Source organism: Williamsia sp. 1138, from assembly GCF_002095435.2.
GTDB lineage: Bacteria > Actinomycetota > Actinomycetes > Mycobacteriales > Mycobacteriaceae > Williamsia.
Map to the genome: position 1 here is coordinate 19,202 of NZ_MJEJ02000031.1, position 12,652 is coordinate 31,853.

Below are 12,652 nucleotides of genomic sequence, written 5' to 3' on the forward strand. Positions count from 1 at the left end.
GCGCGGAATCGGTCCGGGGCGAACGAGCCGACCTGTAAGCCGGATCCTGTGCCGCCCACCTCACGGTGGGCGGTAGCGGCCATCCATCTGGGCACACCGTCACCGGGTACCTCGAGCGGTCCACCCGCAGGCTCGGGCGAGCAGCCCTCGAACGCCTGCGCAGCCGCACCGGTTGGGTGCGGCCTTCGACCTTGCTCCGGGTGGGGTTTACCGAGCCACCACGGTCACCCGTGGTGCTGGTGCGCTCTTACCGCACCGTTTCACCCTTACCGACTTGCACCGGCGGTCTGTTTTCTGTGGCACTGTCCCGCGGGTCACCCCGGGTTGCTGTTGGCAACCACCCTGCTCTGTGGAGTCCGGACTTTCCTCGACCGTGGGCAGGTGCGCTTTGAAGCGACTGTTCCCACGATCGCGGCCGCCCGGCCGGCTCGTTCGCTCCATCACTCTACGTTCTCCCCGACTGCGGTTCGCACCCGCGACCCGGCGCAGTGAACAATCAACGCGTGGATGTCGTGTCATTGGTGCTGCTGGTGGCGGCCCTGGGATTTGCCGTGTGGCGTCCACGAGGCCTTCCCGAGGCGACGGTCGCGGTGCCCGCGGCCCTCGCTGTCGTCGCTGCCGGGGTCGTGGATGTCGATCGGGCCTGGTCCGAGATCTCCGCACTCGCGTCGACGGTGCTGTTCCTCGCGGCGCTGCTGGTGCTGTCTTATGCCTGTTCGGTCCTGGGCGTGTTCACCTGGCTCGCAGCGGTGATCGCCCGGCGGGCCTCACCATCGCCCGGCGACACACGCCCGAACCGTCATCGGCTGCTGGCCTTGGTGTTCGGCGCCGCGGCGCTGACCACCGCTGCGCTCAGTCTCGACGCGACCGTACTGCTGCTGACCCCGGTGCTGCTGTCGATGACACGCACCCTGCGGGTCTCGGCGCGGCCATACAGCTACGCCACGGTGACCCTGGCCAATTCGGCGTCGACGTTGATGCCTGTCTCCAACCTCACCAACCTGCTCGCATTCGCGGCCACCGGGCTCGGGTTCGTCGAGTTCACCCTGCTGATGGCGCTACCGTGGCTGATCACCCTCGCGGTCGAGTTCGTGGTGTTCTGCCTCTTCTTCCGCGGCGATCTCCGTGAGCGCCCGCATCCCGATCACATCGAAGATCCCGGTCCCGCACCCCGGTTGCCGTTGGCGCTGCTGGCCATCACCCTCGTCTCCTTCGGGCTCAGCTCGGTGGTCGGCATCGAGCCGGTGTGGTGCGCGGTGGTCGGAGCCGTCGTGATGGCCGCCCTGGCGCTGCACGCAAAGACGAGTTCACCGCTGACACTCGCCCTGTCGGCCAAACCCGGCTTCCTGCTGTTCGTGTTCGCACTCGGCGTCCTGGTCGCGGGCATCTCCGACGGCGGGATCGGCAGCGGCCTCGCAGACATCTTGCCGAGCGGCACCGGGTTGTCCGATCTCCTCGTTGTGGCCGCGATCTCGGCGGTCATCGCGAATCTGATCAACAACATCCCCGCTGCATTGCTGATGCTGGCCGCGTTGGGATCGGGCGCCCCGGCACCGCTGGTGCTGGCCATGCTCCTCGGGGTCAACATCGGACCTACCCTGACCTACCTGGGTTCGTTGGCAAATCTGTTGTGGCTCAAATTGGTTCAGCATGATGGACAGCAGGTCACCGTGCGGGAGTTCACGGTCGTCGGACTGGCCACCGTGCCGGTCACCCTGGTGATGTCGGTGGTCGCGTTGTGGGCCGTGACCTGAGCGTGGATCAGTCGTGACCCGGCATCGCGCTGCGCACCGACTGCAGCGCCGCGATCAGGTCGCCGACGATCTCCGAGTGCGCGGCGGGCGATCTCACGACCGCTGAGACCGACACCCGCAGCGCGCGCTCCCGATCGCGGGTGAACGCGATCCCCGCCAACGGGGTGCGCTCATAGAGGACCGTCCACTCCTCGGGGTGATTGAGCAGTTCCATGGTCGCGGTGTGATCAACCGGCAACGGTGGCGCCTGCCGCGGCCGTTCGAGCCCATGTCGATCGAAGGCGTCGCGAATCACGTTGTGCAACAGCACCTGGTCGCGGGCCGAGGGCAGCAGCAACGGGTAACCACCGAGTTCTGCCAACCCCACCTCATCGGCACCGGCAAGGGGATGACTCTGCGACATCGCCACCACGAGGTCGTCGACCCAGAGTTGCTGTACCGCCAGACCAGGCCGATCGAGACCACCGCGGATGAGTGCCAGGTCGACGTCGCCACCCAGGACCGCTTCGATACGTTGGTCGAAGCTCTTGATGATGAACTCGATCTCGACGTCGAGGTGCTCATTCCGCAATTGCGCGATGGCTGCCAGCGACTGCTGGGCGAACGACATGTTCGCCGCCATCCGGACGCGGCCGCTGGGGGTACGGGCGGTGGCGGTGATCATCGACTCGATCTGCAGCATCTGCTGCGCCAGCGGAAGCACCTGGGCCCCGAGGTCGGTGAGCCGCACGAGCCTGGTCGAACGCTCGATCAGTTTGGCGCCGAGTTCGTGCTCCAGGCGCGCCACCTGGTGACTAATCGCCGATTGCGAGATGAAGCATCGCGCCGCAGCCCTGCTGAAGCTCAGCTCCTCGGCGACGGTGACGAAGTAGGTCAGCTGGCGTAGTTCCACGCCACCAGGATATATGAGCGATGCAGATAAGTTCTATCTGAACAATGTGTTTGATCAGGCGCTGATAAGGGATTACTTGTTGTTAGGTGCGCGCTGTACTAGGCAGTAGTCGCCAACAGGAGATAAAAGGATCATGAACACAATGCCCGCACCTCACAGCGTTCCCACCCAGCTGGACGTCGACGTGGCCATCGTCGGATCGGGATTCGGCGGGTTGACAGCTGCTCAGAAGCTGGCCAAGACCGGCCTGCGCGTCGCGTTGATCTCCAGCACCCCTGAGCATCTGTTCCAACCGCTGCTCTACCAGGTGGCGACCGGTGTGTTGAACAGTGAAGAGATCGCACCGGATGTCGCCGGGATCCTGCGCAAGCACCGCAACGTCGAGGTCGTCCTCGGCACCGTCACCGAGGTGGATCCCGATGCCGGGATTCTGCGGTACCGCCACGAAGGCCCGACCCAGACCATCTCGTTTCGTTATCTGATCGCCTCGACCGGTGCCACGCAGTCGTACTTCGGACGCGACGAGTTCGCGCACTACTCGTATTCGCTCAAGACGATCGACGACGCCACGAACTTGCGCACCCAGATCCGCCGATGCTTCGAGGAGGCGGCCAAGACCGACGACGCCGACCTGCGTCGTCGCCTACTGAGCTTCGTCGTCGTCGGCGCAGGCCCGACCGGAGTCGAGGTCGCAGGCCAGATCCGCGAACTCGCCACGCGGTACTACAAACTCGACGATGTGTCGGTGTATCTCGTAGAAGGCGCAGGCAACGCCCTTCCTGTCTACGGTGGTTCGCTCTCCGCCTACGCCAAGAAGGCACTCGAACGCGGCGGTGTCGAGGTACTACTCGATTCGCTTGTCACAGAGATGGATTCAGACGGCGTCACCATCAAGGTCGGCGGCGCGGCCACCCGGCGCATCGCCGCGGACACCGTCGTCTGGTCGGCCGGCGTGCAGGCGAGCCCGTTCGCGGCGGTACTTGCGAAGGCAACCGGCAGCGAGACCGACAGGGCGGGCAGACTCCTGATCAACCAGGATCTGACCGTGGGCGGATACGCCAACGTCTACGCGATCGGTGACATGACCTCGCTGAACGGATACCCGGGCCAGAGCCCGGTCGCGATGCAGCAGGCCCGCCATGCAGCAGATGTGATCAGCCGAAAGAAGCTCCCGGGCACCGCCTTCGAGTACTTCGACAAGGGCAGCATGTCGGTGATCAACCGGTTCAGCGCAGTCGTCGCGCTCAATGAACGGGTTCGCTTCGGTGGATTCATCGCGTGGCTGACCTGGCTGGCCGTGCACCTGTTCTATCTGGTGGGCTTCCGCAACCGCTTCGCCGCCATCGCGTCGTGGTTGTTCGCCTTCATCGGCAGCAACCGGCCGGGCTTCGCACAGGCCGACAAGATCGAAGCGGAGTCCAGACGCCAGCCCAAGGCGAGCTGACACCGACGCTCAACCGGCGCGCCCGCACTCGAGTTTCCCTCGGGTGCGGGCGCGTCGGCGTGTGAGGTCAGAACTCGCCGAGATGGCTGGTGTCGTTGACGAGGCGGACCGACGCACCACCGTCGGGGTAGAACTCGGCAACACTCAACGACGCCAGGTCCAGGTGCATGCGATACAAGAACGACGAACCGACACCCAGTGCATCACGCAGCGTCACCTTGATCGGCGTGACGTGAGAGACGACGAGCACCTCACCCCCGGCGTAACGATCGATCAGTTCAGATCGCACGTCCAACACGCGCTGCGTGACGGCGTCGAAGCTCTCGCCACCCGGCGGCGCCACAGAGGTGTCACCCATCCACGTGGTGTGCAGCTCACGATCGCGCTCTGCCGCCTCACCGAACGTTAGACCCTCCCAGGAGCCGAAGTCAGTCTCGGTGAGTCCCTCGTGGATCTGCACCGGCAGGCCCAGCTCGGCAGCGGCGGCCTCAGCCGTCGCACGTGCGCGGGACAACGGCGAGGACACGACCGCGGCGATACCGGGACCACCGGCGTCGCGCTGCGCGCGGGCGGCGAGCCGCTTCGCTGCGCGAGCGACCTGCTCACGACCCAGCTCCGTCAACTCCGGATTGCCACGGCCGGAATAGCGTCGTTCCACCGACAGTGGCGTCTGACCGTGCCGCAGCAGCAGCAGTCGCGTGGGTTCGCCGCGCGCCCCGGTCCACCCCGGAGAGGGCTTGACCTTCTCGTCCGGTTGCGGAGCTTCGGCTGCCGGACTCACCAACCCTGCCGCCGCATCCATGGCCTCGTTCGCCAGCCGGTCGGCATGCGAGTTCTGAGCTCTGGGGATCCAGTGGAAATCGACGCTCGCGAACCTGCCGACCAACTGCCTGGCCTCCGCCGCGAGCGGAATCATGTCCGGATGCTTGATCTTCCATCGTCCGGACATCTGTTCGACCACGAGTTTGGAGTCCATGCGGACCTGCACCTCGTCGGCCCCGACCTCGGCGGCGGCGGCCAGGCCTGCGATCAGTCCGCGGTACTCGGCAACGTTGTTCGTCGCGATGCCCAGCGCTTCCTTGCGCTCGGCCAGAACCGCCGAACGATCTCCAGAGAAGACCACAGCGCCGTATCCGGCCGGGCCGGGGTTGCCCCGCGAGCCGCCATCGGCCTCGACCACGGCTCTCATTTCGACGTCAGACCGGATTCGTGGGTCCGGACCAGGATGGCGCCGCACTCGTCGCACCGGACGACCTCGTCGCTCGCTGTCGCGGTGATACGACCGATCAGGCCGCGGTCCAGTTCCATCCGGCACGCGCCGCAGCGCCCGGCACGCAGTAATCCGGCCCCTACTTGACCATGACTCACCTGGCGTTCGTAGATGGCCAGGAGGGCAGGGTCGACATTCGCGATCAGAGCGGCGCGCTTGGCCGTCGCCTCGGCCTCGTCCTGAGCAATCTTCTCGAGGGCGACGTCGCGTCGCGCGGTGGCATCCTCGATCTGCCGCTCCGAATGGTTGGTCATCGCCGAGGCACGTTGCTCGTCGGCCGACACCGCCTCCTGCTGCTCCATCACCTCGAGCATCTCGTCTTCGAGCATCGAGCGCCGCCTGATCAGACCGGCGACCTCATGTTCCAACTCGCTCAACGCTTTCGCCGGAAGGTTGCCCGCTGCGAGCTGCTGGTTGTCTTTCTGCTCACGCAACGACATCGACGTGATCTCGTTGTCGAGCCGACGCGACTCGCGAAGCAGATCCTCGGCCGCGATCTGCGCACGCACCGCTTCGTCGCGCTGCGTCTGCAACTGCTCGCCGAGCGCCGCCAACTCGGCGTTCTCGGGCAGCATCGCCCGCCGGTGATCGATACGCAAGAGTTCGGAATCGATGTCGGCGATGTCCAACATCAATCGTTGGGCGGCCGGGTCTGCTTTCACCAGTGTCTCTTCATTCCTCTGCTGTCCGGCCCCGTGGCCGGATCCTCGCCAAGTCCCGCATCTATCGCCAGGATGACATTGTGCAACGGTACGCGGTCTGCGCCCCCGCCCGATCACCGCGGCGCTCGCGGCGCACGTCAGGACCCTCGCTGGGCATGGATCGTCCACGGGTCTGTCGGCTCGCCGAACACGTCGGTCGACAGTCCGGGCAGGGTCGCCTCCAACAACCGGCTCACCTGCGCGCACCACGGGAACTCCGTGGCCCAGTGACCGGCGTCGATCAGTGCGGGCGGACCGGCGCGCAGGTGCTCGTCCACGGGGTGATGTCGAAGATCACCGGTGACATAGACATCGACCCCGCTGCCGCGCGCGGTGTCGAGCAGCGAATCGCCCGCCCCACCGCACACCGCCACCGTCCGGACCATCTGCTGCGGATCGCCCGCGGCACGGACCCCGACCGGCGCCGCCGGCAGCGAACGGGACACGAGATGGGTGAACTCGGTGAGCGTCATCGCCTCGGTGAGTTCCCCGACCCTGCCCAAACCCTCATCGCTGTTCGCCGCCGCCATCTCCACGAGGTCGAAGGCGGGCTCCTCATAGGGATGCGCAGCGCGCAGCGCGGCGAGGACGTCGTTGCGAACCGCACGATGAGCCACCATCTCGATGCGGTCCTCGACGACCCGGGTCACTTCCCCGATCGATCCCACGGCCGGATCGGCACTCGTCCCCGGCAGGAACTGACCGGTGCCTGCCGTACTCCAACAGCAGTGGCTGTAGTCCCCGATTCGACCGGCCCCGGCCTCGAACATCGCCTCGCGAACGGTGTGGGCGTCGGCGGTCGGCACGAACACCGCCCACTTGTCCATCGCAACAGCGGGTTTGGGGTCGAGCGGACGTAATGCGGTGAGTCCGAGCAGGTCGGCCAACGCGTCGGATACTCCCGGATTCGCCGAGTCCGCGTTGGTGTGCGCGGTGTACAGCGCACATCCGCCGCGGATCAGGCGGTGCACGAGACGTCCCTTCGAGGTGTGGACACCCACCGTGTCCACACCTCGCAGCAATAGGGGGTGATGCGCCACGATGAGGGTGACGCCGGCGGCGATCGCCCGATCGACCACCTCCTCGGTCACGTCGACGCAGCAGAGCACCGAGTCGACCGATTCGGCCGGATCGCCGCACACCAGGCCGATCGAATCCCAACTCTCGGCGAGCCGAGGCGGGTAGGCGCGCTCGAGAACGTCGATCACCTCGGCGAGTGTGGTCATCAGATCACCTTCCTCAAAGCTGCGATCAATCCGGCGACGGTGTCCTCGTCTCGGACGGCAAACCGTAGGTGGTCGGCATCCAATCCGACGAAGTTGGCGCAGCTGCGCACCGCATAGCCGTGTTCACGCAGCCCGTTCTTGACGGCGGTGCCGTCGGCAACTGCGACCAACACAAACGAACCCTGCGGTGACCCGATCACCTCGAGACCGGCTGATCGCAACGCCTCGATCATCGAAGCTCGTTGCGTGGCAACCGATACCGCCTGTTCGTGGGCGTAGCGTGCCGCCTGTGGGCCCGCACACAGCTCCAGCGCCGCCAGCTGCAGGGTTCCCAGCGGCCAGTGCGGACGACGGGCCGACAGCCGTCGCAGCAGAGCCGGATCCCCGAGTAGGTACCCGGCACGTAGGCCGGCCAGCGCAAAGGTCTTGGTGATGCTGCGCAACACCAGCACTCCGCTGTGGCGAACGCCGGCGAAACTCTCCGGTTCTCCCGGCACGACGTCCGCGAAGGCCTCGTCGACCACCACGACCCGGCCCGGCCGCAGAAGGGACTCGATGGCCGCGCGCGGGTGCAGCACCGACGTCGGATTCGTCGGATTCCCGAGCACCACCAGGTCTGCGGTGTCCGGCACCAGACGCGGATCGAGTTCCCACGGCTCTGGGAGAACGACGTGATCCATCTCGATCCCGGCCGCCCGCAACGCGCGTTCGGGCTCGGTGAACGACGGCTGGATGAGGGCGGCCCGCCGGGGCGCGAGCTGCGGCAGCAGCGCGAAACCCTCCGCTGCCCCGGACAGCAGCAACACCTCGGCAGGGTCGCGCCCGTGACGGTCTGCGATGGCCGCGACCGCTCTGTATTCGTCGTCGGCGGAGGGATATCCGGCCAGGTCATCGAGGCGGCTCGCGAGCACCTCCCGCACAAACCGGGGCGTCGAACCACGCACGTTCACCGCGAAGTCGACCAACCCGGGCTCGGCGTCGACGTCGCCGTGCCGCCCGAGGTCTGCCAGTGACGACCGCGTCCATTCCGATCCCACGGTTCGGATTCCTGATTTCACAGTTGTCGAGCCTACGGGCAGGATGGACCAGGTGAGCTCGCCCAACGTTTCTCCCCTACCCGATCCCGCCGACCCTGCCACCGTCCTGTTGTTCGATCTGGATGGCACCATCACCGATTCGTTCGCAGGCATCGAAAACAGCTTCCGTCACGCGCTGGCCTCGGTCGGGGCACCCGAGCCCGACCCTGCCCTGGTTGCGGGGATCGCAGGCCCGCCGATGGTCGACAGCTTGCGTGGCATGCAGCTCTCCGACGCAGACGTGGAAGCGGCGATGCTCGCCTACCGCGAACGGTATGTGGCGACCGGATGGCTCGAGAACTCGGTGTTCGACGGGATGGCGGCGCTGTTGGCCGAGTTGTCCGACTCCGGCCGGCCGATGGCCGTGGCCACGTCCAAGAACCAGACGACAGCCCGCCGCATCCTCGAGCATTTCGGGCTCGACGGCCACTTCCAGTACATCGCGGGCGCCTCCGACGACGGAAGCCGACGGACGAAATCCGACGTCATCGAACACGCACTGAAATCACTGGGTATCACCGACGTCGCCGAGCGACCGGTCGTCATGATCGGTGACCGCCACCACGACGTGCACGGGTCTGCCGAGTTCGGCATCCCGGCGGTCTTCGTCACCTGGGGTTACGCACTGGACGAGGAGGATTCCGACGCGGCCTGGACCGTCGAGTCGGTGTCGGCGCTGCGGGAACTCATCCATGCCTGATCGGCTGCACGTCACCTTCGTCTGCACCGGCAACATCTGCCGATCGCCGATGGGCCAGAACATCTTCCGGCACGCGCTCGAGGACGCGGGCCTCACAGACCAGGTCCGCGTGAGCAGCTGCGGGATCGGTGACTGGCATGTCGGCGAGGCCGCCGACGTCCGTGCCCGTACCGAACTAACCTCCGCGGGGTACGACGACGAACACGTCGCGGCCCAGCTCGGCAGCGAGCACCTGTCGGCGGATCTGTTGCTCGCCATGGATACCGGGCACCTCGCCGCGCTGCGGGACGCCGGTGTCGCCGACCGTTCGGCACTCCTGCGCAGCTTCGATCCCGACGCCGACAGCGATGACGTGGCCGACCCCTATTACGGGGCGGACTCCGACTTCACCGACGTCCGGATGCAGATCGAGGCGGCGATGCCCGGCCTGATCGAGTGGGTTCGCACCCGCCTGTAGACCCACGCCGACAAACCCACCCGTCCGCGCCACAACCAGCTGCTGCAGCACCTGGCCGTGCCCGGAACGAGTGGGTTCGTGGTCGGTCAGAGAATCGCCGGTGAGATGAGTCCGTGAATGAACCGCATCTTGTCGAGCACCTTCGCGGGCAGAACGAACGGGTAGAGGTCCTGGTGACCCATCGAGCGGTTGATCTGGTTCAACGCCCAGGTCAGGGGTAGCCACAGATCGATGATCTGGTCGAAGCCCACGTCGCCGAGCAGCACGCTGTCGAGCGTCGCCCCGCTGGGCGCCATGGCGAAGGCCGCGGCGGTGTCGAGGGTGTCGCGGATGTGCAGGTAGTGCGCGAACGTCTCGGCCCAGTCTTCCGCCGGATGCATCGTGGCGTACGAAGAGACGTAATCGCTCTTCCAGTTGTCGGGCGGTCCCTCACTGTAATGACGATCGAGTGCGGCCTGATAGTCGTCGTCGGGGTTCCCGAAGAGTTCTTCGAAACGCGGCCGGTGTTCGCCGGTCCCGACCAGCACCATCTGGTAGTAGTGCCCGATCTCATGGCGGAAGTGCCCGATCAGGGTGCGATATGGCTCATCCATCGACACCCGCAGTTGTTCCCGGTGGACGTCGTCGCCTTCCGCGAGGTCGAGGGTGACGACCCCGTCGGCGTGGCCGGTGATCACCGGGTTGTTCGCACTCGAGAGCAGGTCGAACGCCAGGCCGGTCTGCGGGTCGACGTCGCGTCCCCGGATCGGCAGGCCCAGCTCGTCGAGTTCGAGGATCACCCTGCGCTTGTTGGTCTCGGCGTCTCCGAACACGGCGATCGCATCGACATCGGTGTCGGCCGGACGGGTCCGGGTCAATCGGCACGACTCGCACAGCGCAGACGGATCCGGTTCTCCGGCAGGGGTACTCGCGCCTGGTTCAACCGGAGGGATCAGCCAGTTGCAGGCGATGAGGTCGAAGTTGGCGCAGCGCACCAGGGTTTCGCCGTCTACTTCGGTGGTGGCGTTCTCGTCGAGCACGTACATGGTCCGGGCGGGAAGGTGGAACCCGAGAGGACTCTTGCAGTTGAGGCACAGGGTGTTTTCAAAGGACAACTTCTGGCCACATTTGCGGCAGACCAGATCGCGCATCAGGACTCTCCGATCAGATGATGATGGGCGGCGCAGCGAAGGCCCGCCGCCTGGGGACCGCAGTGTCTCAACCGCCCCGCTACGGTCAACAATAACCATGCCCTCCCGCGCATCCGACGTCGCTGCGACGGCCACCCCAGAACTTCATCTCGGAGCGCTCGGTACCGTGTGGGTGTGCGAATCCTGCGGAACTTCCTACGTCCGGGCTGGATTGCGCTCGCTCTGGTGGTTCTGGGCTTCGCCGCCGCCTGCTTCTGGGTGCTGGCACCTTGGCAACTCGGCAAGAACTCGCAGAACGAGCATCAGAACGATCTGATCAAGCGGGCCGAATCGGCGGAACCGGTGCCGGTGGACGAGCTGTACCGAGATGGCCGGCCGATCACCGACGCCGAGTGGAGCCGGGTCGAGCTCACCGGCACCTACTTGCCGGACAAGGAAGTCGTCGTCCGGCTGCGTTCGGTGGACGGCTCCCCCGCCTACGAGGTGCTCACGCCATTTGCCGAGACCTCCGGCAGCACATACCTGGTCAATCGGGGGTATGTGAACCCGGAACAGGGCACAGCGCTGCCACCCATCACGCCGGCGCCGACCGGACAGGTGACAGTCCAGGCCCGGATCCGGGCGTCGGAGAGCACCATGCCCGGTCGAGAACCCCGTACCGAAGCAGGTGCCATACAGGTCTACTCGATCGATCCCGTATTGATCAGCCGCACAGTGGACGTACCGTTGACCGCCGGTTATCTGCAGTTGACCGAAGGGCAGCCGGGCGCGCTCGGAGTGATCTCGCTGCCGCAACTCGAGACCGGGCCCTATCTTTCCTACGGATTACAGTGGCTGGCCTTCGGGTTGATGGCCCCCCTCGGACTGGGCTACTTCGCGTGGTCGGAGATCAAGCAACGTCGCGCGAACGCAAGCGGCACCGACGTGCCGCCGCGCAAGCCGCGTGAACGGGGCAAGCAGACGAGGGAGGCGCTCGCGGCCTCGTCGACGCACCGCGAGAGCGCGTCTGCGCGGGGTGTCATCGGTTCAGGACCGACGGGCGACAGCGGTTCGAACCAGAAGCTGACCGATCGCTACGGCCGCGAGCGCACCTAGCTGCACCTGGCGTGACAGCGTCGTCGCACGCTGCACATCGCGAACGGTCGGCGCCGCTCCCCGGCCCAGGACGGGTCGCGAATCCGTGCCGTGCCGGTAGACGGTGATCCCTCCCAGACTCACCCCCAGGACGCCGGCGAACGACGCCTCCACCACGCCGGCGTTGGGACTCGGATGGGCCGCGGCATCGCGTCGGACGGCTGTCGTCCCGGACCGGCGGTCGGGCCCGATGGCGAGCACCAGGACCATGGTCAACCGGGCCGGCAGGTAGTTGGCAACGTCATCGAGTCGGGCACTGGCCCACCCGAATCGGAGGTACCGGTCACTTCGGTAGCCGACCATCGCGTCGAGGGTGTTGGCCATCCGGTAGCCCAGCAGTCCGGGCACGCCGGCGACGGCACCCCAGAACAAGGGTGCAACAGCGGCGTCGGAGGTGTTTTCTGCGACGGACTCGATGGTCGCCCGCGCCATTCCTGCGCTGTCCAGGCTCGCCGGGTCGCGCCCGCACAGGCTCGGGATCAGTGCACGGGCAGATTCGACGTCGTCCGCCGCGAGCGCCTCACCGAGGCGCTCGCCGACCGCAGCGAGCGAGGTTCCGCCGAGCGCGATCCATGTCGCCACCGCCACGGACACGGCTCCGCCGCGTCGGCACAGATATCCGGTGCCGATCGCCCCGCCTACGCAGATCGTGGTGAAAGCCGCACCGGCCCAGCGCGAATCGCGGTAAAGCAGCTTCTCGAGGGAGCCGGCGACGTTTCCCATGCCGGCCACCGGATGCAGGCGCACGGGATCACCGAACACGCGGTCCAGCAGGTAGCCCGCGCTCAGGCCCGCGGCCCGCGTCCACACATCTGATGCCATGTAGGTCAATATCTCAGACGGCGAACACCTGCGACGACCGCCACGG

General features: G+C 66.5%; 12 protein-coding genes and 1 other RNA gene. 5 read left to right on the forward strand and 8 right to left on the reverse strand.

Annotated elements, in window-relative coordinates; translation table 11 throughout:
- Nucleotides 1-19: 19 nt before the first annotated feature.
- Nucleotides 20-431: RNase P RNA component class A (gene rnpB / locus BH683_RS05545), an RNA gene on the reverse strand.
- A gap of 72 nt (nt 432-503) precedes the next feature.
- Between rnpB and BH683_RS05550 the strand changes: the two genes are divergently transcribed.
- Nucleotides 504-1,754, forward strand: a complete 1,251-nt coding sequence (locus BH683_RS05550) for an SLC13 family permease (RefSeq protein WP_084835358.1) — start codon at nt 504-506, stop codon at nt 1,752-1,754.
- Nucleotides 1,755-1,761: 7 nt separating this feature from the next.
- On the opposite strand, the gene BH683_RS05555 is transcribed toward BH683_RS05550, so the two are convergent.
- Nucleotides 1,762-2,646, reverse strand: coding sequence for a LysR family transcriptional regulator (locus BH683_RS05555; protein WP_084835281.1), 885 nt, complete (start codon nt 2,644-2,646; stop codon nt 1,762-1,764).
- A gap of 133 nt (nt 2,647-2,779) precedes the next feature.
- Between BH683_RS05555 and BH683_RS05560 the strand changes: the two genes are divergently transcribed.
- Nucleotides 2,780-4,090 (forward strand): NAD(P)/FAD-dependent oxidoreductase, encoded by a 1,311-nt coding sequence (locus BH683_RS05560; protein ID WP_084835282.1) that lies wholly within the window; start codon nt 2,780-2,782, stop codon nt 4,088-4,090.
- A gap of 67 nt (nt 4,091-4,157) precedes the next feature.
- Here the strand turns inward: BH683_RS05560 and BH683_RS05565 are convergent, their stop codons facing one another.
- From BH683_RS05565 to cobC, 4 genes are all read right to left on the reverse strand, one after another.
- Complete coding sequence (locus tag BH683_RS05565) at nt 4,158-5,279, reverse strand: bifunctional RNase H/acid phosphatase (protein WP_084835283.1); 1,122 nt, start codon at nt 5,277-5,279, stop codon at nt 4,158-4,160.
- Nucleotides 5,276-6,022 (reverse strand): C4-type zinc ribbon domain-containing protein, encoded by a 747-nt coding sequence (locus BH683_RS05570; RefSeq protein WP_084835284.1) that lies wholly within the window; start codon nt 6,020-6,022, stop codon nt 5,276-5,278. The genes BH683_RS05565 and BH683_RS05570 overlap by 4 nt, the downstream gene beginning before the upstream one ends.
- 137 nt (nt 6,023-6,159) lie before the next feature.
- Nucleotides 6,160-7,287, reverse strand: a complete 1,128-nt coding sequence (locus BH683_RS05575) for a Nif3-like dinuclear metal center hexameric protein (RefSeq protein ID WP_084835285.1) — start codon at nt 7,285-7,287, stop codon at nt 6,160-6,162.
- Complete coding sequence (cobC, locus tag BH683_RS05580; protein WP_246833205.1) at nt 7,287-8,345, reverse strand: Rv2231c family pyridoxal phosphate-dependent protein CobC; 1,059 nt, start codon at nt 8,343-8,345, stop codon at nt 7,287-7,289. Before cobC ends, BH683_RS05575 begins: the two co-directional genes overlap by 1 nt.
- Nucleotides 8,346-8,376: 31 nt before the next feature.
- On the opposite strand from cobC, the gene BH683_RS05585 reads away from it, so the two are divergent.
- Both BH683_RS05585 and BH683_RS05590 read left to right on the forward strand, forming a co-directional pair.
- Nucleotides 8,377-9,063: an HAD-IA family hydrolase gene (locus BH683_RS05585; protein WP_246833206.1), complete on the forward strand. Its 687-nt coding sequence runs from the start codon at nt 8,377-8,379 to the stop codon at nt 9,061-9,063.
- The gene (locus BH683_RS05590; protein WP_084835287.1) at nt 9,056-9,520 is read left to right on the forward strand and encodes a low molecular weight protein-tyrosine-phosphatase; all 465 of its coding nucleotides are present in this window, start codon (nt 9,056-9,058) and stop codon (nt 9,518-9,520) included. Before BH683_RS05585 ends, BH683_RS05590 begins: the two co-directional genes overlap by 8 nt.
- 86 nt (nt 9,521-9,606) lie before the next feature.
- On the opposite strand, the gene BH683_RS05595 is transcribed toward BH683_RS05590, so the two are convergent.
- Nucleotides 9,607-10,650 carry a putative zinc-binding metallopeptidase gene (locus BH683_RS05595; RefSeq protein WP_084835288.1) on the reverse strand — a complete coding sequence of 348 codons (1,044 nt, stop codon included), beginning with the start codon at nt 10,648-10,650 and terminating at the stop codon, nt 9,607-9,609.
- A gap of 174 nt (nt 10,651-10,824) precedes the next feature.
- On the opposite strand from BH683_RS05595, the gene BH683_RS05600 reads away from it, so the two are divergent.
- Nucleotides 10,825-11,745 (forward strand): SURF1 family cytochrome oxidase biogenesis protein, encoded by a 921-nt coding sequence (locus BH683_RS05600; RefSeq protein WP_084835360.1) that lies wholly within the window; start codon nt 10,825-10,827, stop codon nt 11,743-11,745.
- Here BH683_RS05600 and BH683_RS05605 read toward each other — a convergent pair.
- Nucleotides 11,677-12,606 carry a cobalamin biosynthesis protein gene (locus tag BH683_RS05605; RefSeq protein WP_084835289.1) on the reverse strand — a complete coding sequence of 310 codons (930 nt, stop codon included), beginning with the start codon at nt 12,604-12,606 and terminating at the stop codon, nt 11,677-11,679. The two genes, BH683_RS05600 and BH683_RS05605, sit on opposite strands and share 69 nt — an antisense overlap.
- Nucleotides 12,607-12,652: the final 46 nt, after the last annotated feature.

Coding starts and splice junctions, on each gene's coding strand:
- BH683_RS05590 (WP_084835287.1), top strand. CDS start 9,056: ATGCCTGATCGGCTGCACGTCACCTTCGTCTGCACCGGCAACATCTGC.
- BH683_RS05595 (WP_084835288.1), bottom strand. CDS start 10,650: ATGCGCGATCTGGTCTGCCGCAAATGTGGCCAGAAGTTGTCCTTTGAA.
- BH683_RS05605 (WP_084835289.1), bottom strand. CDS start 12,606: ATGGCATCAGATGTGTGGACGCGGGCCGCGGGCCTGAGCGCGGGCTAC.
- BH683_RS05560 (WP_084835282.1), top strand. CDS start 2,780: ATGAACACAATGCCCGCACCTCACAGCGTTCCCACCCAGCTGGACGTC.
- BH683_RS05565 (WP_084835283.1), bottom strand. CDS start 5,279: ATGAGAGCCGTGGTCGAGGCCGATGGCGGCTCGCGGGGCAACCCCGGC.
- BH683_RS05575 (WP_084835285.1), bottom strand. CDS start 7,287: ATGACCACACTCGCCGAGGTGATCGACGTTCTCGAGCGCGCCTACCCG.